Here is a 21,226-nt window from a genome sequence, read left to right on the forward strand (position 1 = left end):
GCTCAGCGCAGCACGGCCAGCAGGAACCGCGTCGGACTGTCCGTCGCGGCCGAGGTGGCGGTGCCGCCGTGCGCCTGTCCGGCGAGAACGGCGGGCCGCATGCCCCTCGCCGACACGATGGGGATGTCGACACGGTCCGCGTGACCGGGCTTCAGCCCCGCGGGGAAGAGGCAGTCGGCGACGTGCCCGTGGGGCTGCGGGATGCAGCCGGCCGGAAGGTTCGTGACCGACACCCCCGGCGGCAGGCTCACGCCGAGGATCAGCTGCGCGCGCTCGGGCGCGTTCCCGAGGTTCCACAGCTCCTCGTGCACCACCGAGCGCCCGCCCGAGCGGATCACCACCAGCGGCGCGGCGTCCAGGACCAGCCACGGCCTCGCGGCGGGCGGTTTCCTGGCGGCGGGTGGTTTCTTGACGACCACGGGCTTCTTGACGGCCGGTGCGGCCGCCGCGGTGGTCACCGCCGTCGCCGGTCCGATCACGCCGCCGACACCGACGGCCAGCGCGAGAACCGCGCGCCACCCACGTCTTCCGATCGCCATGCCTGCCTCCATGCCCGCCTCCGTGCCCCTACCGGCCGTGCGTCGGCCGCCTGCCCCCCAGCGTGAACGCCCCGGCGCACGATTCGGCGCGGACACAGCGGCGGTTGCGCCGAAGGGACGACGGCCTGTCGTGCCCCCGCCTCACCGCACGCACTTCCCGAAGCGCCCGTGGACGGACGCCAGCTCGCCGACCCGGCACGGCGCGTGCTCGCTCAGGACGAGGTCGTGGTCCTGCCGCAGCTGCGCCGCGATCGCGTTCTCGCGCTCGAAGCGCATGCTCAGCATGCCCGTGGTGACCGCGCTGGCCGCGAGATCCGGCTTGTCGCACCGCAGGAAGATGCCGGGCGTGCGGTCGAGCGGCTCCCAGTAGGCGGCCTGCCCTTTCGCGCACGTCAGCGTCTGCCAGTGCCCGGCCTTCTCGGCGGCGCCGGCCTGCGGCGAGAGGGCGATGGTCGTGGCGAGGACCGCGCCGGTCAGCAGCGCGTGTCCAAAGAGAGAGGGTCGCTTCATCGACCGGCCTTCCTGCTCGGTGTCGTGACGGTCCCTGCGGCCGAGTCTCGGCCGGGCCGCCGGGCCGGGAACCGACCGACGCGCGGGGCCCCTCCAGCTCGACCCGATCGGCCGAGCACGCACGGGACGTGGAAGGCGCGCATGCGGACGCGGACCGGCCCGGGGCCGTCGGGCCCCGGGCCGGTCCGTGCCACGAGGGCAGGAGGCGCGCTCAGTCCGTCGCGTGCGGCAGCTTGGACGAGATCAGGTCCATCACCGACGCGTCGGTCAGCGTTGTGGTGTCCCCGAGGGCGCGGTCCTCGGCGACGTCCTTGAGCAGCCGTCGCATGATCTTGCCAGAGCGGGTCTTCGGCAGCTCAGGAACCACCTGGATCTGCCGCGGCTTGGCGATCGGGCCGATCTCCCTGGCGACGTGTGCCTTGAGCTCCTCGCCCAGGGTGGCGACCTCCTCGTTGCCGCCGCGCAGGATGACGAAGGCGACGATGCGCTGACCCGTCGTCTCGTCCGCGGCGCCGACCACGGCCGCCTCCGCGACCGCCGGGTGCGACACCAGCGCGGACTCGACCTCGGTGGTGGAGATGTTGTGCCCGGAGACGAGCATGATGTCGTCCACCCGGCCGAGCAGCCAGATGTCGCCGTCCTCGTCCTTCTTCGCGCCGTCGCCGGCGAAGTAGTAGCCCTGGTCGGCGAAGCGCGCCCAGTAGGTCTGCCGGTAGCGCTCCTCGTCACCCCAGACGCCGCGCAGCATCGACGGCCACGGCTGGTCGAGCACCAGCAGACCGCCCGAGCCGTTCGGCACGACCTTGCCGTCGACGTCCACGACCTGCGCCGAGATGCCCGGCAGCGGCCGCATCGCCGAGCCCGGCTTGGTCGCGGTGACGCCGGGAAGCGGGCTGATCATCATGGCCCCGGTCTCGGTCTGCCACCAGGTGTCCACGATCGGGCACCGGTCGCGGCCGATGTTCTCCCGGTACCAGATCCACGCCTCGGGGTTGATCGGCTCGCCCACGCTGCCCAGGACGCGCAGTGAGGACAGGTCGTAGCGGGCGGGCACCTCGGTGCCCCACTTCATGAAGGTGCGGATCGCGGTCGGCGCCGTGTAGAGGATGGTGACGCCGTACCGGTCCACGTTCTCCCAGAAGCGTCCCTGGTTCGGGGTGTCCGGTGTGCCCTCGTAGAGCACCTCGGTGGCCCGGTTGGCCAGCGGCCCGTAGACGATGTAGGAGTGGCCGGTCACCCAGCCGACGTCGGCCGTGCACCAGAACACGTCGGTGTCCGGCTTGAGGTCGAAGACGGCGCTGTGGGTGTAGGCGACCTGGGTCAGGTAGCCGCCGGTGGTGTGCAGGATGCCCTTCGGGCGGCCGGTCGTGCCGGAGGTGTAGAGGATGAACAGTGGGTGCTCGGAGTCGAACGACTCCGGCTTGTGCTGGTCGGACTGACGCTCCGTGGCCTCGTGCCACCACACGTCCCGGCCCGAGGTCCACGGCACCTCCTGCCCGGTGCGGCGCACCACCAGCACGTGCTCGATGCTCTGCGCGCCCCCGTCGGACTGCACCGCCTCGTCGGCGTTCGGCTTGAGCTGCACGACCGAGCCGCGGCGGTGGTACCCGTCCGCGGTGATCAGCACCTTCGCCTGGGCGTCGTCGATGCGCGAGCGAAGCGCGCCGGGGGAGAACGCGGCGAAGACCACCGAGTGCGGCGCGCCGATGCGGGCGCAGGCCAGCATCGCGACGACGGCCTCGGGGATCATCGGCATGTAGATGGCGACGCGGTCACCGGCGCGCACGCCGAGCTCGGTCAGCGCGTTGGCCGCGCGGCACACCTCGCGTTGCAGCTCCGCGTAGGTGACGGAGCGTCGGTCGCCGGGCTCGCCCTCGAAGTGCAGGGCCACCTGGTCCCCGTGGCCCGACTCGACGTGCCGGTCCACGCAGTTGTAGGCGACGTTGAGCCGCCCCCCGACGAACCAGCGGGCGAAGGGCGCGCCGCTCCAGTCCAGCACCTGGTCCCACTCGCGGTCCCAGTGCAGTCGGCGGGCCTGCTCCGCCCAGAAGCCGAGCCGGTCCGCAGCGGACGCCTGGTAGGCGTCCGCGCGGACGTTCGCGGCCTCGGCGAGTGCGGCGGGCGGAGCGAAGCGGCGCCCTTCGTGCAGCAGGTTGGAGAGGGTCTCCTGGGCCCCCGCGCCGTGCGGGGCGCCCGATGCCGCCTCTTCCGCAGCCATGTCTTCCTGCTCCCTTCTGTCCGTCTCGCGGACGGAGTCGTCAGGGCTGATCAGCGGCTGGTCAGCGGCCGGGCAGCGTGGGCAGCGGCAGCAGGTCCCGCTTGTGGGTGGAGTTGACCACTACGCCGGCGGACGCGTAGAACGCGGCCGCGGCCGTGAAGATGCCGAGCCAGCCGCCCACCTTGGTCATCGTGTCCGGTGCGGGCGTGCCGTTCTGGAACGCGCCGATGGCCAGGAACAGGAAGGTGATGGTCAGCAGCACCAGGACGAGGGTCACCGCGAGGTTCGTCCGCAGCGAGGCCAGCGTCAGGTAGGCCGTGATGATGCACCAGCCGATCAGGTACAACCCGACGGCCTGGTGCACGTCCGCCCGCAGCGGCAGGTGCGTCACCAGCCACCAGTACGAGAGCCAGAACGCCCCGTACGAGCAGAAGGCCATCAATCCGAAGGTGTTGCCGCGCCGCCACTCCAGGACGCCGGCGATGAACTGCGCCAGGCCTCCGTAGAACGCGGCCAGACCGAGCACGATGATGATCGCGCCGGTCTCCTTGATGATGTTGGCGTTGACGAACGAGAGCACGAGCGTGGTCAACGCGAAGCCGGCCAGGCCTAGAGCGGCCGGATCGGCGTACGTGGGAGTGGCTGGGGTTGCCGTCGTCGCCGTGAGCGGACTGGACGGCGAGGGTGTTTCGTTGCTCATGGCCGTGATCCTTCCGAATGGCTCGATCAGGACCTCACATTTATCAACTTTACGGCGGCTTTATCCCCCCGGCCATAAGTCTGTCGTTGTACGGGGCAAGGAATCACCGGTCTGGGTGTTTATGCAGGTCATATGGGTTTTGTCGTCAGTCGGCGGGCTGGTCCGGCAGGTCCCTGGGAACGGTGAACGCCGCCAGTGTGCCGGTCCCGCGACGCAGGCCGGCCCACCCCGCGGGCAGATCGACCACGGCCGCACCCGCTGTCGGGAACTTCTCGTGCAGGCGCGCCAGGGCAGGCGTGCTGCTCGCAACCGGGCCGCCGACGAGCTCCAGGACCAGGCCCTGCACCCCCGGGAAGTGCGCGACGACCAGCACCGTCCCGACGCCGTCCGGCACCTCGCGCAGCACCTCCAGCAGCTCCTCGACCTCCGCGCCGTACACCCGCGGCTCGAACGCGACGATCGGCTCCGCGCCGAGCGTCCGCGACGTCAGCTCCCAGGTCTGACGGGTGCGCCGCGCGGGCGAGCAGATCACCAGCTCGGGCCGCAGCCCCGCCTGGCGCAGCCAGGCCCCCATCCGCGGCGCGTCCCGCAGCCCCCGCTCCGCGAGGGGCCGCTCGAGGTCGGGCACGCCCTCGGGCCACGCGGACTTCGCGTGACGCAGGACGATCAGCCGGACGGTGTCTGCGCGCGTGGGGGAGGACACAGCATCACCCTGCGGGCCCTCCGCCCCCGACGCAAGCCAGGCACCACCCGCCGCGCCCGGCGGCCACCGCGATTCGGGCAGATGGCTCGCTTCCGCTGGTGGGCCCGCCTCCCGCCGAGTGTCCCCGCGCCTGGGGCGTGAGGCAGGCGCACCCGGGCCGCACGACGGCTGCGCCGACACCTCGCGCCGTATGGAGCGGCCGCCTCCGCCGAGCGGTGCCCGCTTCGGTCGGCAAGCGGCCCCTTGCGCCGGGTGGCCTCGCCTGGGGTCGCTTCTGCCGGTGGGGCCGGCTTCGGGCGGATGGTGCCCGCTTTCGCGGAGCGGCCGCGGCGGTTGGTGGGTTGCGCTTGCCGCAGTTGGGCTCCGTCTCCGCCGAGTCGTCGCCGCTTCGGGCAAGCTGCCCCTTGCGCCGGGTGGCCTCGCCTGGGGTCGCTTCTGCCGGTGGGGCCGGCTTCGGGCGGATGGTGCCCGCGCTGCTGCCGGTCGGCTCCGCTCGGTCGGTAGGGGCCGTGCTCGGCTCCCGTCCCGGCGGGGGAGCGGTCGACCACAGCGCGGAGCAGGGCGAAAATGCCTTGCTCCGGCGTGCCGGGGCGCTGCACCATCGCCGCATGACTTCCATCTGCCTTCCGCCGCGCTCGCTGACCCTCTCCGCCGGGGCGGTCGCGGGGCAGCAGCAGACCGGGGCAGGACGGGGAGCGACCCAGACGCGCGCATGAGCGCGGTCCTCGCCGGTCTCGTGGCCGGCTACGGGATCGCGATGCCGGTCGGCGCGGTCGGGGCGCTGCTCGTGGCGCTGACCGCGCGGACCTCGTGGCGGGTGGGGGCCGGGGCCGCCCTCGGGGTGGCGACCGCGGACGGGGTGTACGCGTGCATCGCGACGCTCGGCGGTGCCGCCCTCGCGCCCGCGATCAGGCCCGTCGCGGGCCTGCTGCGCTGGGGCGCGGTGGCGGTGCTGCTCGTGCTGGCCGTCCACGGCGCCACGAGCGCCGTCCGCCGTTACCGCGAACGGGACCTCGCGCGGCGGGAGGCGGAGACGCCGACCGGCCCGGCGCGCGCGTACCTCGGGTTCCTCGGGATCACCCTGCTGAACCCGATGACCGTGGTCTACTTCGCCGCGCTGGTCCTCGCCGGAGGGGGCGGGGCCGTCTCTGACCGGGCGGCGAAGACGCTCTTCGTCCTCGCCGCCTTCGCCGCCTCGGCGAGCTGGCAACTGCTGCTGGCCGGCAGCGGCGCGCTGCTCGGACGGGTGCTGACGGGACCTCAGGGACGCCTGTGGACCTCCCTGGTCTCCAGCGCGGTGATCATCGCCCTCGCCGTCCGACTGCTCGTCGGCTGAGACCGGCGTGCCGCGCCGGACTCAGCGACTGCTCAGCAGATCGACGTTGCCGTCGAACTGCCACAGCGGGTTCGGCGCGGCCTTGCCTCCCGTGATGATCAGGAAGTAGCCGTTCACCTGCACCGGTCCGTCCCCGTCCGCGGTGTAGCGGCCGTTCGCGGTGACGTTGAGCTGGTAGACGGCCTGGGTGGCGATGTCGTAGCCGGGGACGTTCCAGGAGACCGTGCAGCGCCAGTCGTTGCCGGGCCCGGCCTGCGCGCCCAGCCCCTCACTCTTGCTGCACACCGCGGAGGTGTCCAGCTGCGCCTCGGCGACCGGAGGTTGGTGCATCTGCGCCTGCTGCAGCGGGTAGAGGTGGGCGAACGTGGCGGCCACCGACCGCTGGACCTTGTCCTGGTCGATGCCGGAGCCGCCCGCGCCGGTCGCGACGGCGGTGACGCCGACCGTGGCGGCCAGCATGCCGACCAGCGGGAGGACGCCGAACGTCAGACCCCTGCGTCCGGCGCCGTCGTTGGTGAGGTTGGTGAAGTCCCGGCGCAGGAACAGCAGATAGGCCAGCGCCGTCGCGACGACCGTCCACACCAGGCTGACCGCGACGCCGATCAGCAACGGTCCCAGCTGCTGGGGACCGGTGAAGAGACCGTTCCAGGAGACGAAGGCGTAACCCGGCAGGGCCAGCCGCACCGCGACCGGCAGCGGCAGCATCTGCGCCGTCTGCATCGCGAGCGCGGCGAGCATGGGGAGCAACAGGCCCATGGGGGACCGGCCGAGGGCGACGGACCCGAGCAGCCCGATGGCCGCCAGGGCGAGCGTCGGCGCCAGCACGCAGATCCAGGCCAGCACGACCCGGCCGGCCGCGTCCCCGCCGCCGAGCAGGCGGCCGTCCAGGCCGACCAGCGGCTCGTTCCCCTCCGCGAGCAGGCCGCCGAGGATGCTGGAGAAGGCCAGGCCGGTGACCAGCAGCAGGATCACCAGGACGCCGGCGGTCGTCTTGGCCACGAAGATCCGCCGGTGCGAGCGGACGGCGATGAGCAGATGCCGCCAGGTGCCCAACCGGTCCTCGGAGGCGAACACGTCACCCGAGACCACCGACGTGACCAGCGGCAGCACCCAGGTGCCCGCGACGCCGAGCACCACCAACGACCCGGCCCAGCCGGTCGCGTGCATCCACCGGCCGAACAGAGTGTCCGACGGCAGGGTGCTCTGCTGGTCGATCGCGAACACCAGCAGGCCAGGACCGAGCCAGCACAGCAGGACCAGCAGGCGCACCCGCCAGGCGGAGAACTGCTTGACCAGCTCCATCGTGAGGATGCGGGCGACCGGAACCGGCCGTCGGCCCGTACGGCCGCGGGTTCCGGCCCCGGCGGCCGGGGCGTCGGCGAGGGTCGTGGTCATCGGCCTGCCTCCTGGTCGGTGAGGGAGCGCTGCTCGGTCAGGGAGAGAAAGGCGGCTTCCAGCGGCGAGACGACGGGAGCCAGTTCCCGTACGGCGATGTTCGCGCGCACGATCCGCGCCAGGAGTTCGTCCAGGGCCGCCGCCCGTGCGCGGACGACGAGCACGTCGCCGTCCGGCCGGGCCGCGGCGTCGGTGCCCTCGATGACGCGTATGCCGGGTGTGTCGACCGCGACGGCGCGAGCGGCGGAGGGATCCAGGGCGCGCAACCGGTAGTCGAGTTCGCGGGTGTCGTCGGTGAGCTTGTTCAGCGGGCCGGAGAAGACCACACGCCCGGCTGCCAGGATGGTGACCTCGGAGCACAGCAGCTCCAGATCGTCCATCCGATGGCTGGACAGGATGATCGTGGCGCCTTCGGCCGCGAGCCGGCCGAGAACGCCGTGCACCTGCTTCTTGCCGGCCGGGTCCAGGCCGTTGGACGGCTCGTCGAGCACCAGTAGCCTCGGCCTGGTGAGCAGCGCCGCGGCCAGCCCCAGGCGCTGGCGCATGCCCAGGGAGAAGCCGCGGACCCTGGTGTCGGCGGCATGGGCGAGCCCGACCTGTTCCAACGCCTCGTCGACTCCCGTGGTCAGGGCGTCACGAGGGCACAGCGCGGCGACCGTGGCGAGGTTCTGCCGCGCCGTGAGCGTGGGGTAGAGGCCGGGGCCGTCGACGAAGCCGGAGACGCCTTCGGGCACCGGGAGGCCGCGTCCCACCGGAGTGCCGAGGATCGTCAGGCTTCCCTCGTCGGCGACGGCCAGGCCCAGGAGCAGGCCCAGCAGTGTGGTCTTGCCGGCCCCGTTCGGGCCGACCAGACCATGGATCTGACCCTGCGCCACGTTCACGTCGACGTGGTCGAGCGCGACGACGTCACCGAAGACCTTGGTGATGCCCTGGCCCCTGACTGAGATGGTCGTGTCCATCCGTCCCTTCCTCACTGGCGTTCGGCTGGCGGCCCCCGTCCGCCGCGGGACGGGGGACGGGGGCCGCTACGGACTGTCGCGGTTCAGTGCACGTTGAGCGCCGTGTCGTCGACCACGAACGAGGTCTGGTACTCGGAGTCCTCGGCGCCGGTGAACTTCAGCGTCACCTGCTGGCCCGCGTACGCGGCGAGGTTGAAGGTGTGCTGCGCGTACCCGGTGTTGTGGTTGAGGTTGGAGTAGGTGGCCAGGGTGCCGAGGACGCTGCCGGAGCTGCTGAGCACCTGGACCTTGAGGGTGTCGTAGGCCGTGGACGTCGTGGTCTCGGCCGTGTTGACGTGCAGCCAGAAGCTGAAGCTGTAACTGCTGCAGCCGCTGGGCAGGGTGACGCTCTGGGCGACGGTGTCGGTGGTGGTCTTGCCCCAGCCGTCGAGCCAGGCGTCGTAGGTGCCGCCGTGCGGCGGTTCGGTGCTGCTGCTGTTGATCACCTCGACCGGGCTGTGCGTCGAGGTCACCGTCCACGGAGCGGTGTTGGAGGCGCCGTTCTCGAAGCCCGGGTTGCCGAGCAGCTGCGCTGCCTGGCAGCCGCTGCTGCCGGTGGGCGTCGCCGTCGCCTCGTTGCTCGCCGGACCCTCGCCCACGCCGTTCACCGCGGTGACGGTGTAGTAGTAGGCCTGACCAGCGGTCAGGCCGGTGTCGACGCAGGAGGTCACCGCGCCCAGACCGCTGCAGCCGCCGCTGGTCAGCAGCGTCTCACCGCCGCTGGACGTGCCTCGGTAGACCTTGTACGAGGTGATGTTCTCGCCGCCGCTGCTGGCCGGGGGCGTCCAGCTGAGCGAGACCTGTCCGGTTCCGGCCGTCCCCGTCAGGCCGGTGGGCGCGCCCGGTGTCGTCGCGGCGATCGGGTCGGCCGTGACGGTCACCGTCGAGGAGGCGGAGTTGGCCGGTGAGGCGCTGTCGGTGACGGTCAGCGTCGCGGTGTAGGTGCCCGCGGTGCTGTAGGTGTGGCTCGGGTTCTGGGCCGTGCTGGTGGACCCGTCGCCGAAGTTCCAGCTGTAGTGGTACGCCGGGGTGCCACCGGTGCCGGTGCCGGTGAAGGCGACGTTCAGCGGCACCTGGCCGGAGGTCGGGGTGGCCGAGGCGGTGGCCGCCAGCGGGTTGCCGACGGCGTTGACCGTGGTGGTCACCTGCGACGTCGCGGTGTTCGCGGGGGAGGCGCTGTCGGTGACGGTCAGCGTCGCGGTGTAGGTGCCCGCCGCGCTGTAGGTGTGGCTCGGGTTCTGGGCCGTGCTGGTGGCCCCGTCACCGAAGTTCCAGCTGTACGTGTACGGGGCCGTGCCGCCGGTCGCCGAGCCGGTGAAGTTCTCCGTGAGCGGCGCGTTGCCGGTGGTCGGGGATCCCGTGGCGCTCGCGGACAGCGGGGTGGACCCCTGGACCCAGAAGTCCTCGAGCGGGTCGCCGAGCGCGGCCTGGTCCGCGGTCGTCATCGGGAAGGTGGACGAGCCGATGCTGTCGCTCGGGTTGATGACGCCCGAGTGCACGTTCTCCATCGTGCGCTCCATCGCCGCGAGCACGTTGGCGGTGGTGTACGCGACGTGCGAGACGTAGTGCTGTTTGACGTAGGTCGGGTTCCCGATGACGAGCAGCGGCACGCGGTAGGTGTTGCTGACGTGGTCCGAGCCGTTGTTGCCGTTCTGGGTGTCGTCCTCGGTGACGATGATCAGCGTGTTGTTCTTGTACGTCGGGTTGCTCATGATGGAGGTGACGATGTTGTTCGTCGCCGTGTCGTTGCCGGGGATGTCCTGGTAGGTCCCCGGGTGGTCGTTGAACAGCTCGACGTAGTTGTAGGCCGGCATCCCGTACTGGTTGACGAAGTTCAGGTAGTCGGTGGAGACCGTGCTGTCCGGGATGCTCTGGTTCTGGCAGGTGTACTCGTTGGTGTGCAGCTCCTCCGGGATGGACGTGCCCGGACGGTTCGGCGGCAGGACCTCGACCTTGCCGTCGGCCGGGTTCTTCCAGTAGCCGCTGCCGCTGTTGAGCATCCAGTAGATGTCGCCGTTCATGATGAACGTGTACGGGCTGGTGCCGCTGCTGCTGCCGGACGGGGGCGTGCAGGCGTTGGTGCCCTCGTCCGTGGGCCCGTCGTCGCTCTGCAGGAAGCGGTCGAACTCGGTGCCGCTCGACGGGTAGGACTGCTGCTGGCTGCTGGACGAGGACTGCCCCGAGAACAGGAACCAGTGGTTGGGGCCGGAGGGCGGCTGGACGCCCGTGCTGTACGAGTCGGACAGCGAGTAGGTCTTGGCCAACTGGTGCAGGTCGGGCACGGAGCTGATGTGGTTGGTGCTCTCCACCTGGCCGTTGCAGCCCGCTGCGATGGTGGTCGCACAGTCTCCGAGGTAGTCGTCGAAGGTGTGGTTCTCCCGGTAGATGATCACGAAGTGCTGGAACGGCGGGAAGTACGGCGCCAGCGGGTTCACCGCCGCGGTGGGCTTCCCCACGACCGCCTGGTGGCCGCCGACCTTCTGTACGACGCTCTTGTCGGTGATCTTGTAGTTCTTCGGCTGGGGGAACTTCGCGAACTCCACTCCGGGCGCGGCGAACACCGCGCCGGAGCAGTCGACGTCGTCCGGCTTGTAGGTCATCGGACGCTGGCCGACCGGCAGGTTCTTGGCGTTCGCCGGGCTCGTCCCCGGATTCCAGCCCCTCAGGGTGCAGGAACCGACCCCCGTCCTGGGGTGGGCGGCGTCAGCGAGCCCGACGCCGTGAGCCGCGGTCTCCAGCCCGCCGAACAGCACGGCGAGGCTGGCGACGCCGGTCAGCCATAACCTTCTGGATCTCTTCATCGGCAATCCCTTGGTCGAGGGGCGCGCACTGGTGGCGCGCGAATCTACGCGCGATGCATGGAGCCATACGGGATTGTGACGACCAGTCAAGGTCACGACAAGTGACTGGGATTGATCGACTCTGGACTTCCGCGGTCCGCCGTCCGCCGTTCGCCCGGCGTTGCCCCCGTCTCGACCCGGAGCACGAGCGTCCGGGCCCGGTCTGACGTCGGGTCACGTGATCGGTCGTACCTTGACCGCCCGCGTGCGACGATCGGTGGATGCGATCGCGGCCGCCGTTCTCACACAGACTCCGTGCGGAGCTCGGCACTCCCGGCCGGGCCCGAAGACTCGCCAGCAGCCCGCGCTCGCGGGTGTGGCAGGCGGAGTTGTCCGGCACGACGGTCGTGGTCAAGCAACTGGTGGACGCCCCCGAGGCGGACGAGCGCTACGCCCGCGAGGTCGCGGCGCTCACGCTCGCCTCTCAGGTCGCACCTCCGGTGGTACCACGGCTGCTCGGCACGGACCCGGACGAGCGCGTGCTGGTGCTGGAGCACGTGCTGCCGCAGCGGCCGGGGGAGGGCTGGCTCGTCGACTACGCCTCGGCCCTGGCCCGCCTCCACGCCACCCCGCTCGACCCCGGCCTCGCGGGCCCGCTGCCGCCATGGTCGGGTCCGACGGAGGCGGACCTCGACTCGTTCCTCCGCCTGGCGGCGACGCTCGGTGTCCCGGAACCCGCCGGAGTGCGGGACGAACTGCGGGCGCTTCTCCATCGGTTGGGCCGCCCACCGCGCCGTCCCGCCCTGCTGCACGGCGACCCGTGCCCCGGCAACGACCTCCACTCCGCCGGAGACGGTGTGCGCTTCATCGACTTCGAGCAGGCCGCCCTCGGCAACGGCATCGTCGAACTCGCCTATCTCCGCATCGGGTTCCCCACTTGCTGGTGCGTCACCGTGCCTCCCCCGGCCCTGCTCGACGCCGCCGAGTCCGCGTACCGCCTCGCCTGGCGGCAGGCCACGGGCTCCGACGCCGAAGGCGAACTCGTAGACGCCTGCGCCGGCTGGCTCGTGCGCGGCGACGCACTCGTCGAGCGCGCTCGCCGCGGCACGGCCGACCACCTCGCCGAACTCCCCACGCACGACTGGACCTGGGGCACGGGCACCGCCCGCCGCCGGCTCGCCCACCGCCTCGACGTCGTCAGCCGCCTCGCCCGCGATTCCGGCCCGCTGCGCGCGCTCGGCGCGCTGTCCGCCTCGCTGCACGCGGCGATGCGCGCGCGCTGGCCCTGCCTCGGCGCCTTCCCCGCCCAGCGGCCCGACCCCCGTTGACCGCGATGCCAGGATCACAGCAGACAGCCGACAGGCTCTGCCCGACCTCGTCCGGTGGAACGGCCGCAGCAGCGATCTCGTCGCAGCAACCCACGCAGCGGAACGTGTGGCCCCTGAGGTGGTTCTGGCTCGCGCCACGGCCGCCGCCGTCCGGCGCAGGGCTGCTGGCTGAGGAAGCGCCCCTTGCCGTTGTGGCGAACCGCAACACGACGAACAGAACCATCAGCCCCGCTGTGAGGCGTGGCGCAGCGAGCCGTGACGGAGAATTGTCGGACCCCGGGGCTAGTCTCGACTGGACGGCAATCGGACAGGAAGGCCGCGTCATGTCCCGGGTCAGGGTTCACAACTTCTCCGTCTCCCTCGATGGCTTCGCCACCGGTGAGGGGCTGAGCTTCGACGCGCCCTTCGGGCACGCCGGGACGCGGCTGCACCAGTGGTTCTTCGGGACGCGGACGTTCCGCGCCATGCAGGGCCAGCCCGGCGGGAGCGCGGGCGTCGACGACGCCATCGCCTCGCGCTGGAACGAAGGCGTCGGCGCGGAGATCATGGGCCGGGGCAAGTTCGGTCCGCAGCACGGGCCGTGGGCCGACCACGAGTGGAACGGCTGGTGGGGGGAGAACCCGCCCTTCCACACGCCCGCCTTCGTGCTGACGCACCATCCGCGGCCGTCCGTCACGATGGCCGGCGGCACGACGTTCCACTTCGTCGACGCAGCGCCCAAGGAGGTCCTGCGCCAGGCGCGCGAGGCGTCGGGCGGCCTGGACGTGCGCATCGGCGGCGGTCCGTCGACGGTCCGCGCCTTCCTCGCGGAGGACTTGGTGGACCACCTCCACATCGTCCTGGTGCCGATCGTGCTCGGGCGCGGCGTCCGGATCTGGGACGGGCTGGAGGACCTGGAGCGGCGCTTCGACGTCGAGTCCGTGACGACGCCCAGCGGCGTCACGCATCTCACCTTCACCCGGCCTCGGCAGTCATGACCGCGCACATCACCTCTCGCGACGGCACCACACTCGCCGTCGACGTGGCGGGCCACGGCCTGCCGGTGGTCCTCGTCGGCGGGGCGTTCAACGACCGCACCACCGTGGCCGCGCTCGCTGCGGAGCTCGAGCCGCACGTCACGGTGGTCAGCTACGACCGCCGCGGCCGCGGCGCGAGCGACAACCGTGCCACCGGCTACCGGGTCGCCGACGAGCTGGACGACCTCGCGGCCGTCATCGCCCACTCGGGCGGCCGGGCCTCCGTCTTCGGCCACTCCTCGGGTGCCTCGCTCGCCCTGGCGGCCGCCGCCCACGGTCTGCCCGTCGAGCGGCTCGCGGTCTACGAGCCCTCCTTCGCTGCCGACCCGAGCCTGCCCAGACCGCCCGCTGACGTCTACGACCGCCTCACGGCCCTCGTCGCCGCGGGCGACGCCGACGGCGCGGCCGAGCTGTTCCTCGGCGAGGTGATCGGCGTCCCCGGCGAGGTCGTCGCGGGGATGAAGGCGGGCGACGGCTGGCCGTTCCTGGTCGACAAGGCGCCGAGCCTGCCCTGGGACGTGCTCGTGAGCGAACCCTGGCAGCTGCTCCCGCTGCAGCGCCTCGCGGGCATCCGCGTCCCGACCCTCGCCCTCTACGGCGACGGCACCTCCCCCTGGCTCTCCGCCGCCGCCCGCGCGGTCGCGAACACCGTCCCGGACGCGGAGCTCCAAGTGCTCCCGGGCGAGGACCACTCGATCCTCCAGCGTCCGCACGCGCTGACTCCGCTGCTCCAGTCCTTCTTCGACCCCACCGCCCGCTGACGCGCCACCCGGCTGTCGGTGCCTGGTGGCATGCGAGCTGCCCGTGATCGCGGGCGACGACGGGGCGATCCGAGGCGCGGGGGCCGACGGGCCGGGGCTGCCCCCGGCACTCGATGTCAGCCGCTGACCTCGCCTATGATCGGGTGCATGGGTAGATGGGAGCCGAACGGGCGCGGCAGACTGGCGCAGGCAGCACTGGATCTGTACGTCGAGCGCGGCTTCGACCAGACCACCGTCGCGGAGATCGCGGAACGCGCGGGCCTGACCGAGCGGACCTTTTTCCGCCACTACGCGGACAAGCGCGAGGTGCTGTTCGACGGGTCCGCGATGCTGCAGCAGCTCATGGTGGACGCCGCAGCCGCCGCGCCGGATGACGCCTCGCCGCTGGAGGCGACCGCAGCCGCACTGGTCGCGGTGGGGGAGATGTTCGACGAGCGGCGCGAGTTCGCCCGGCGACGCCACTCCGTGATTGTGGCCAACCCGGAGCTTCAGGAACGCGAGCTGATCAAGCTCGCGCGGCTGACCGAGGCCATCGCCGCGACCCTGCGCGAGCGGGGCGTCGGCGAGCCCGCCGCGAGCCTGACCGCCCAGGCGGGGATCGGCGTCTTCCACGTCTCGTTCCAGCGCTGGGTGGCCCCGGGCGAGACGCGCAGGATCGGCGAGCTGATGCGCGAGGGCGTGGAGGAGCTCAGGGCCGTCATGCGGTGAGGACCGGGCCCGGCAGACCCGCCGGGCCCAGCGCTCCGCAGGAGCCTCAGCCGACCGTGAACGACGTCCCGGTCGTGGCGTCGCCGGCCAGGAGTGTGTAGCCGCCCGGTTCGACGACCTGGCCGCCCTCGCCGTCCACGTCGCCCTCGGTGTGGGCCAGCAGTGACAGCGGGACGGTGATCTGCACCGTGGTGTGCGCGCCCGCGTCCAGGTGCACACGGGTGAAGCCGACCAGCCACTTGGCCGGCGTCAGCACCTGGCTGACGGGCTGGGAGACGTACAGCGGCACCACCACGTCACCGGCCTTCGAGCCGGTGTTCGCCACCGGCACACCGACCGTCAGCGACCCGTGGGCGCCGACGCTCGTGCGGTCCGGCGTGGGCGTGCCGATCTGGTAGCTGGTGTAGGACAGGCCCGCCCCGAAGGCGAACAGGGGGCTGTAGCCGGAGTCCGTGCCGCTGTTCGTGCCGGGCAGCTGGGTGTAGAACTCGGGCTCGTTGCCGATCGCCTTGGGCCAGGAGACCGGCAGACGACCGCTCGGGTTCGCCTTGCCGTAGAGCAGGTCGGCGACGGCGTGGCCGCCCTCCGTGCCCGGCAGCCAGGCCATCAGCAGTCCGGCGGTGTTCGCGGCGCTGCCCAGCACCAGCGGCCGGTCGGCGATGACGACGACCACCACGGGCTTGCCGGTCGCCTGCAGGGCCGCCACCTCCGCCTGCTGGTCGGGCGCCAGCTCCGGGTCCGGGTGGTCGTTCGGGCCCTCCGCGCCCGGGGTGTCGCCGACGACGACCACGGCCGCGTCAGCGTTCTTCAGGTCGCCGACCGCCGCGGTGGCGTCCGCCTGGTAGTCGACGGAGGTCCCGGCGGGAGCCTCCTCGCGCAGCCCGGCGAGCACCGTCGTCCCGCCGACGTTCGTGCCGCTGGGCACGCCCTGCCAGCCGATCGTCCAGCCGCCCATCTGGTTGTCGATGTCGTCCGCGCTCGGGCCGGTCACCACGATCTTGTGCACGTCCGAGCCGAACGGCAGCACGCCGCCCTGGTTGCGCAGCAGCACCGAGGACTCCGTGGCGGCCTGTCGCGCGAGCGGCAGGTCCGCGCCGTCGACGATCGCGTCCGCCTTCGAGGCGTCGACGTACGGGTGCTCGAACAGGCCGAGGCGGAACTTCATCGTCAGGATCCGGGAGACGGCTTGGTCGATGCGGTGCTGCGAGATCAGGCCGCGCTGGACGGCCGCGAGTGCGGAGTCGGTGAAGTCGGTGGCGCTGGTGGGCTCCATCGCCATGTCGACGCCGGCGTTGACGGCCTTGGCGATCGCCTCGGGGTAGTCGGCGGCGATGTGATACGCCGTCTGCAGGTTACGCACGTCGCTCCAGTCGCTGACCACCACGCCGTCGAAGTGGTACTGGCCGCGCAGCACGGTGGTGAGCAGGTAGTGCGAGGCGGTGACCGGTACGCCGTTGACCGCTCCGGAGTCGGCCATGACGCTGAGCGCGCCCGCGCCGATCGCCTGCTTGTAGGCGGGCAGGATGGTGTCCTGCAGGTAGCGCGGCGAGTAGTCGGCGGGCACCCGGTCGTGGCCGTTGAGCGGCTGCGAGTAGCCGGCGAAGTGCTTGACGGTCGCGGCGATCCGGGTGCCGCTGGAGGCGTCCTGAAGGCCCTTCACCGCCGAGGCGGCCATGGTGCCGGTGAGCAGCGGGTCCTCGGAAAAGGTCTCGTAGTAGCGGCCCCAGCGCTGGTCCCGGGCGATCTCGGCGACCGGACCGAAGGCCCAGTTGATGCCGGTGGCCGCCACGGCGCGCTGCGTCGACTGCTCGACGCTCTGCTCCAGCGACGGGTCCCAGGTGGCGCCCATGCCGATCTGCTGCGGGAACATGGTCGCGCCGAGCACGTTGTTGTGGCCGTGGACGGCGTCGATGCCGTAGAGGATCGGGATGTGCAGGCGCGAATTGGTGATCGCGTAGCGCTGGATGGTGTTGGTCATCTCGGCCCAGTCCTGGGGCGTGTTGACCGCGGGTGGCATGCCGCCGCCGGAGAGGATCGAGCCGGCTGCGTTGTCGACCAGGACGCTGTGCAGGCAGGCGTCGTTGAGCGCGCCGCCGCTCCAGTTGCAGGTGCCCTGGACGGTGACCAGGGCCTCCTGGTCCATCTGGCCGATCTTCTCCCGCAGCGTCATCCGGTGCAGCAGGTCGGCGACGCGGTCGGGGATCGCGGCTTTGGCGTCGAGGTAGAGGGGCGTCCGGGCGGCGGCCGGTGCGGGCGCCGCGCCGACGCCGGTGAGGACCCCGCCGAGCAGGGCGAGGCCGGTGAAGGTTGCGAGGTGACGACGTGCTGGGCGCACGGGCTCTTCCAATCCGTGGGAGGGACGGGTGGGCGTCACGACACGAACTGGAAGCTGATTGAACAGCCGGTGCGATGGTGCGTCAATCTCTTGAACAGAGAGCGCTCTCAAGCGTTGCGTGTGAGCTGCGCATTCCGGTGTCCGTTTATATGTTGAACGATGGCCGTCGGGTTCTCCGGGGGCCTCGGCTGGGGAGGCTCAGAAGTAGCTCCGGACATGTCAGGGTCCAGGGAGGGCGGCCATGCGGCGAAGCGTGCGGCGAGTCGGGTTGGGCGGCGTGCGCGGGGCTCTCGCCGCGCTGACGGCGGCCCTGGTGGTGCCTGCGGCTCCGGCGGCCGACCTGGTGGTGCCCGCGGCTCCGCTGGCGGCCCGGGCCGTCCCCTCCGTCCCCGCCGCGTCCCCGGTCGCGGCGAGTGCACCGCAGGCGCAGTCACCGTCGCAGTCCCAGTCGCTCCAGTTGGGTTCGGTGCGCCTGTCCGCCTGCGAGAAGAACCCCGCCGGCTGGTGCGGCAAGGTCGCCGAGCCGTTGGACCGAGGCGACCCGACCGGCCCGACCATCGGCGTCGGCTTCGAGTGGTATCCGGCCACCGGAACCGCCCAGGGCACCGTCGTCGCCGTCGACGGCGGCCCCGGCTGGGGCTCCACCTCCTCGCGCTCCGGCTACCTCGGCCTGCTCGGCCCCCTGCGGGCCCGCCGCAACCTGCTCGTCTTCGACCTGCGCGGCACCGGCCGGTCCCAGCCGATCACCTGCAGCGGCCTGCAGAACTTCCACGGCTCCACGGACACCGACGCCTTCCGCCAGACCGTCGCCGCCTGCGGCGACCAGCTGAACCACACCTGGAAGCGCTCCGACGGCAGCTGGGCCCACGCCTCCGACCTGTTCGGCACCGCCAACGCCGCGCGCGACCTCGCCGACGTGCTGCAACGCCTGCAGCTGCCCAAGGTCGACCTCTACGGCGACTCCTACGGCACCTGGTTCGCGCAGACCTACGCCTCGCGGTACCCGCAGACCCTGCGCTCGGTCACCCTGGACGCCTCCTACGAGGTGCTGGGCCTCGATCCCTGGTACCCGAGCACCATGGCCACCGCCCGGACGGCGTTCGGCCTCGCCTGCCTCCGCTCGCCCGCCTGTGCCGCGAAAGCGCCGCAGGACCCGTGGACGGCGATCACCCGGCTGGCGACCCGGCTGCGGACGACCCCCGTCTCCGGGATCACCACCGACCTGAGCGGACACACCGTCACCGAGACGGTCACCGCCGCCACGCTCGTCGACCTGGTCGCCAACGCGGGCTTCGACCGGGCGGTCTACAAGGGCCTCGGCGCGGCCGCGGACGCCGTGCTCGACCACGGCGACACCGCTCCGCTGCTGCGCCTGGCGGCACAGTCCGTCGGCTACGACAACACCATGCCCGCGCCGCCCTCCTACTCCGACGGCCTCTACTTCGCCGTCGCCTGCACCGACTACCCGCAGCTGTTCGACATGAACGCCCCGCCCGCGCAGCGCGCCCAGCAGTTGCGGCAGGCCGAGGCGAGCGAACCGGCGGACGCCTTCGCGCCGTTCACGGCGGCCGAATGGGCCGGGGTCAACGCCTACACCGACACCTTCACCGGCTGCCTGGGCTGGCCCGCCCCCGTGCACCACGACCCGCCGATCACGGCGACGCCGCCGCTGGTCCCGGCCGACCTGCCGGTCCTGGTCCTCGGCGGCGACCTCGACTCGCTCACCCCGGCCGCCGGCGGGCAGCGTGTCGCTGAGCAGACCGGCCCCTCGGCCCGGTTCGTCGGCGTCCCCAACCTGACCCACATCACGGCGATGGCCGATCCGGCCTGGCCCGGCCCCGAGGCGTGCGGCCAGAACCTCTACCGGCAGTTCACCGCCGATCCGGGCACCCTGGCCACCCTCGACACGAGCTGCACGGCGAACACCCCGCCGATCCCGACCCTGGCCGCCTACCCCCAGCAGCTCGCCGACGTGGTCCCCGCCGCCCCGCAGCCCGGCGACCAGGCCGATCCGGCCGCCCTGGGCGCGGCCGCGGCAGGCGTCGCCACGGTCGACGACGCCGTCGGCCGCTACGGCTACCTCGACGGCGACAAGGACTCCGGCCTGCGCGGCGGCAGTTGGTCCGCCTCGGGGAACACGAAGGTCACCTTCACCTTCTCCGCGACCCGATGGGTCCCGGACGCGAGCACGGACGGCACCGCCGTCTGGGACCGCTCCGACGGCTCCGTCACCGCCGAGCTGACCGTCCATCCGGCCCAGGGCCCCGACGTCACCGTCGACGCGAGCTGGAACACCTTCGCCGCGACCCCGACGGTCACCCTCACCGGCACGGTCTCCGGAGCGTCCCTCCAGGCCACCCTGCCGATGCCGTAGCCGGGAACCGCGCCGACCGAGCCGGCGTCACAGCATCGTCGGGGCCGTCACGGGGGGTGGCATGGCTGGATGGCGGGTGGGCGACGGCGACGGCGTCGTGCTGGGGACGCTCGGCGTGCTGTTGGCGCTGCTGGCGGCCGTCGTCGCGGTGCGGCTGGTGAGCCGGTGGCTGTGGCGGGTCCGCGCGCTGACGCGCGGTCTGGCCGTGGACGGCCGCGTGCTGGACGTCGACCTGGAACCCGGTGACCAGGGGCGTGCGGCGATCGTCCGGACCGTGGTCTGGTTCTACGCCGCCGACGGCCGCGAGTTCCGGGTCGAGGACGGCATCGGACGCGCGCAGGGTCGGCGAACCGGTGCCCGTGCGCTACCTCCCCGACCGTCCGCAGTGGGCCGTCGTCGCCGACGAGGGCGAGGGCACGGGGGAGATGCTGGTGGTCCTGGCCTTCTGCGCCCTCGTCGTCCTCACCGGCGTGGTCTGCCTCTTGATCGCCCTGCGTATCCCCGCGTCGAGTTAGGGCGTGAACATAGGCTCCTCGCATGACCGTTCACCGGATGCCCGCCGCCGACGTCGACGTGTCCGTCGGGCTGGTGCGCAGGCTGCTGGAGGAGCAGCACCCCGATCTGGCGGGCCTGCGCCCGGAGGTGCTGGCCAACGGGTGGGACAACCTGGTGTGCCGACTGGGTGAGGAGTTCCTGGTCCGCCTGCCCCGGCGGGCGGTGGCGGCGGAGCTGCTCGTGCACGAGCAGCGGTGGCTGCCGCGGCTCGCGGCGCAGCTGCCGCTGCCCGTCCCCGCGCCCGTGCGGGCCGGGCGGCCGGCCGAGGCGTACCCGTGGGCGTGGAGCGTCGTTCCGTACCTGCCCGGCCGGACCGCCGCGGCGACGCCTCCCGACGACCTGAGCGCGGCCGCGACCGCACTCGGCGGCTTTCTCGCCGCCCTGCACACCGCGGCCCCGGCGGACGCCCCGGTGAGCGCGTTCCGCGGCATCCCGCTGGCGGGGCGCTCGGCGGGCGTCCGCGCCGCCTTGGCGCACGTGCCCGACGTGGCCGACCGCGAGGCCGCGCGACAGCTCTGGGAGCGCGCGCTCGCCGCACCGGCGTGGGACGGCCCGCCGTCGTGGCTGCACGGGGACCTGCACCCGGCCAACGTGCTGGTCGACCAGGGGCGTCTCAGCGCGGTGATCGACTTCGGCGACCTGACCTCCGGCGATCCCGCCACCGACCTCGCGGTCGCCTGGATGTTCCTGCCGCCCGCGGCGCGCGCCGACCTTCGCCGGGCGTACGGCAGCGCCGACGACGCGACCTGGGAACGGGCGCGCGGGTGGGCGCTGGCGCTGGGCCTGGTCTTCCTCACGCACTCGGCGGACAACCCGCTGATGGCCGGGATCGGCGAGCGGACGTTCCGCGCCGTACTGGGGTGACGCGGCGTCATCCGACGAGAGGACGCTGACGAGTCACGGTCAGATGTGGTTCAGTTGCCTCGGCAGTCGAAGCACGGAGGTTGGCCTGTGGAGCGTCCTGAGTCCG

Annotated in this window: 17 protein-coding genes; 8 read left to right on the forward strand and 9 right to left on the reverse strand. The window is 72.3% G+C overall.

Annotated features, from left to right (window positions below; genetic code table 11):
- Positions 1-2: 2 nt before the first annotated feature.
- The 5 genes from TR49_RS06400 to TR49_RS45270 all read right to left on the reverse strand — a co-directional run bounded on the left by TR49_RS06400 (position 3) and on the right by TR49_RS45270 (position 4,670).
- Positions 3-539: a hypothetical protein gene (locus tag TR49_RS06400; protein WP_152627099.1), complete on the reverse strand. Its 537-nt coding sequence runs from the start codon at positions 537-539 to the stop codon at positions 3-5.
- Positions 540-680: 141 nt separating this feature from the next.
- Positions 681-1,049 carry a hypothetical protein gene (locus TR49_RS06405; protein ID WP_042378167.1) on the reverse strand — a complete coding sequence of 123 codons (369 nt, stop codon included), beginning with the start codon at positions 1,047-1,049 and terminating at the stop codon, positions 681-683.
- A 211-nt stretch (positions 1,050-1,260) separates the two neighbouring features.
- Positions 1,261-3,267, reverse strand: a complete 2,007-nt coding sequence (acs, locus tag TR49_RS06410) for an acetate--CoA ligase (protein WP_042378169.1) — start codon at positions 3,265-3,267, stop codon at positions 1,261-1,263.
- 61 nt (positions 3,268-3,328) lie between these two features.
- Complete coding sequence (locus TR49_RS06415; protein WP_042378171.1) at positions 3,329-3,967, reverse strand: acetate uptake transporter; 639 nt, start codon at positions 3,965-3,967, stop codon at positions 3,329-3,331.
- Positions 3,968-4,112: 145 nt separating this feature from the next.
- A complete protein-coding gene (locus TR49_RS45270; RefSeq protein WP_042378173.1) occupies positions 4,113-4,670 on the reverse strand; it encodes a SixA phosphatase family protein in 558 nt (185 codons plus the stop codon).
- Positions 4,671-5,382: 712 nt separating this feature from the next.
- Between TR49_RS45270 and TR49_RS06425 the strand changes: the two genes are divergently transcribed.
- Positions 5,383-6,006, forward strand: a complete 624-nt coding sequence (locus tag TR49_RS06425; protein ID WP_042378175.1) for a LysE/ArgO family amino acid transporter — start codon at positions 5,383-5,385, stop codon at positions 6,004-6,006.
- 21 nt (positions 6,007-6,027) lie between these two features.
- Here TR49_RS06425 and TR49_RS06430 read toward each other — a convergent pair whose 3' ends face one another.
- The 3 genes from TR49_RS06430 to TR49_RS46575 form a co-directional block, all read right to left on the reverse strand.
- Entirely contained in the window at positions 6,028-7,401 is a 1,374-nt protein-coding gene (locus TR49_RS06430; RefSeq protein ID WP_042378176.1) for an ABC transporter permease, read from the reverse strand.
- Positions 7,398-8,360: an ABC transporter ATP-binding protein gene (locus tag TR49_RS06435; protein ID WP_042378177.1), complete on the reverse strand. Its 963-nt coding sequence runs from the start codon at positions 8,358-8,360 to the stop codon at positions 7,398-7,400. Before TR49_RS06435 ends, TR49_RS06430 begins: the two co-directional genes overlap by 4 nt.
- A gap of 83 nt (positions 8,361-8,443) precedes the next feature.
- Positions 8,444-11,200, reverse strand: a complete 2,757-nt coding sequence (locus TR49_RS46575; protein ID WP_084724617.1) for a PKD domain-containing protein — start codon at positions 11,198-11,200, stop codon at positions 8,444-8,446.
- 260 nt (positions 11,201-11,460) lie between these two features.
- Between TR49_RS46575 and TR49_RS06445 the strand changes: the two genes are divergently transcribed.
- The 4 genes from TR49_RS06445 (at position 11,461) to TR49_RS06460 (ending at position 14,992) form a co-directional block, all read left to right on the forward strand.
- Positions 11,461-12,507 (forward strand): phosphotransferase family protein, encoded by a 1,047-nt coding sequence (locus tag TR49_RS06445; RefSeq protein ID WP_042378179.1) that lies wholly within the window; start codon positions 11,461-11,463, stop codon positions 12,505-12,507.
- Between the two features lie 323 nt (positions 12,508-12,830).
- Positions 12,831-13,484, forward strand: coding sequence for a dihydrofolate reductase family protein (locus TR49_RS06450; protein ID WP_042378181.1), 654 nt, complete (start codon positions 12,831-12,833; stop codon positions 13,482-13,484).
- Entirely contained in the window at positions 13,481-14,284 is an 804-nt protein-coding gene (locus TR49_RS06455) for an alpha/beta fold hydrolase (protein ID WP_042378183.1), read from the forward strand. The genes TR49_RS06450 and TR49_RS06455 overlap by 4 nt, the downstream gene beginning before the upstream one ends.
- Positions 14,285-14,431: 147 nt before the next feature.
- Positions 14,432-14,992 (forward strand): TetR family transcriptional regulator, encoded by a 561-nt coding sequence (locus TR49_RS06460; RefSeq protein ID WP_042378185.1) that lies wholly within the window; start codon positions 14,432-14,434, stop codon positions 14,990-14,992.
- A gap of 46 nt (positions 14,993-15,038) precedes the next feature.
- On the opposite strand, the gene TR49_RS06465 is transcribed toward TR49_RS06460, so the two are convergent.
- Positions 15,039-17,327: a beta-glucosidase gene (locus TR49_RS06465; RefSeq protein WP_052434055.1), complete on the reverse strand. Its 2,289-nt coding sequence runs from the start codon at positions 17,325-17,327 to the stop codon at positions 15,039-15,041.
- Positions 17,328-17,568: 241 nt separating this feature from the next.
- Between TR49_RS06465 and TR49_RS46310 the strand changes: the two genes are divergently transcribed.
- The 3 genes from TR49_RS46310 (at position 17,569) to TR49_RS06480 (ending at position 21,120) form a co-directional block, all read left to right on the forward strand.
- A complete protein-coding gene (locus tag TR49_RS46310; RefSeq protein ID WP_152627101.1) occupies positions 17,569-19,701 on the forward strand; it encodes an alpha/beta hydrolase in 2,133 nt (710 codons plus the stop codon).
- 353 nt (positions 19,702-20,054) lie between these two features.
- Positions 20,055-20,216, forward strand: a complete 162-nt coding sequence (locus TR49_RS46980) for a hypothetical protein (protein ID WP_236653242.1) — start codon at positions 20,055-20,057, stop codon at positions 20,214-20,216.
- Between the two features lie 22 nt (positions 20,217-20,238).
- Entirely contained in the window at positions 20,239-21,120 is an 882-nt protein-coding gene (locus TR49_RS06480; protein ID WP_236653243.1) for an aminoglycoside phosphotransferase family protein, read from the forward strand.
- Positions 21,121-21,226: the final 106 nt, after the last annotated feature.

The organism is Streptacidiphilus melanogenes (assembly GCF_000787835.1).
Lineage (GTDB): Bacteria > Actinomycetota > Actinomycetes > Streptomycetales > Streptomycetaceae > Streptacidiphilus > Streptacidiphilus melanogenes.

What these genes read in the sequence shown, in the direction of transcription:
- TR49_RS06400 (WP_152627099.1), bottom strand. Translation starts at nt 539, where the DNA reads ATGGCGATCGGAAGACGTGGGTGGCGCGCGGTTCTCGCGCTGGCCGTC.
- TR49_RS06405 (WP_042378167.1), bottom strand. Translation starts at nt 1,049, where the DNA reads ATGAAGCGACCCTCTCTCTTTGGACACGCGCTGCTGACCGGCGCGGTC.
- acs (WP_042378169.1), bottom strand. Translation starts at nt 3,267, where the DNA reads ATGGCTGCGGAAGAGGCGGCATCGGGCGCCCCGCACGGCGCGGGGGCC.
- TR49_RS06415 (WP_042378171.1), bottom strand. Translation starts at nt 3,967, where the DNA reads ATGAGCAACGAAACACCCTCGCCGTCCAGTCCGCTCACGGCGACGACG.
- TR49_RS06425 (WP_042378175.1), top strand. Translation starts at nt 5,383, where the DNA reads ATGAGCGCGGTCCTCGCCGGTCTCGTGGCCGGCTACGGGATCGCGATG.
- TR49_RS06430 (WP_042378176.1), bottom strand. Translation starts at nt 7,401, where the DNA reads ATGACCACGACCCTCGCCGACGCCCCGGCCGCCGGGGCCGGAACCCGC.
- TR49_RS06435 (WP_042378177.1), bottom strand. Translation starts at nt 8,360, where the DNA reads ATGGACACGACCATCTCAGTCAGGGGCCAGGGCATCACCAAGGTCTTC.
- TR49_RS46575 (WP_084724617.1), bottom strand. Translation starts at nt 11,200, where the DNA reads ATGAAGAGATCCAGAAGGTTATGGCTGACCGGCGTCGCCAGCCTCGCC.
- TR49_RS06445 (WP_042378179.1), top strand. Translation starts at nt 11,461, where the DNA reads ATGCGATCGCGGCCGCCGTTCTCACACAGACTCCGTGCGGAGCTCGGC.
- TR49_RS06450 (WP_042378181.1), top strand. Translation starts at nt 12,831, where the DNA reads ATGTCCCGGGTCAGGGTTCACAACTTCTCCGTCTCCCTCGATGGCTTC.
- TR49_RS06455 (WP_042378183.1), top strand. Translation starts at nt 13,481, where the DNA reads ATGACCGCGCACATCACCTCTCGCGACGGCACCACACTCGCCGTCGAC.
- TR49_RS06460 (WP_042378185.1), top strand. Translation starts at nt 14,432, where the DNA reads ATGGGTAGATGGGAGCCGAACGGGCGCGGCAGACTGGCGCAGGCAGCA.
- TR49_RS46310 (WP_152627101.1), top strand. Translation starts at nt 17,569, where the DNA reads ATGCGGCGAAGCGTGCGGCGAGTCGGGTTGGGCGGCGTGCGCGGGGCT.
- TR49_RS06480 (WP_236653243.1), top strand. Translation starts at nt 20,239, where the DNA reads ATGACCGTTCACCGGATGCCCGCCGCCGACGTCGACGTGTCCGTCGGG.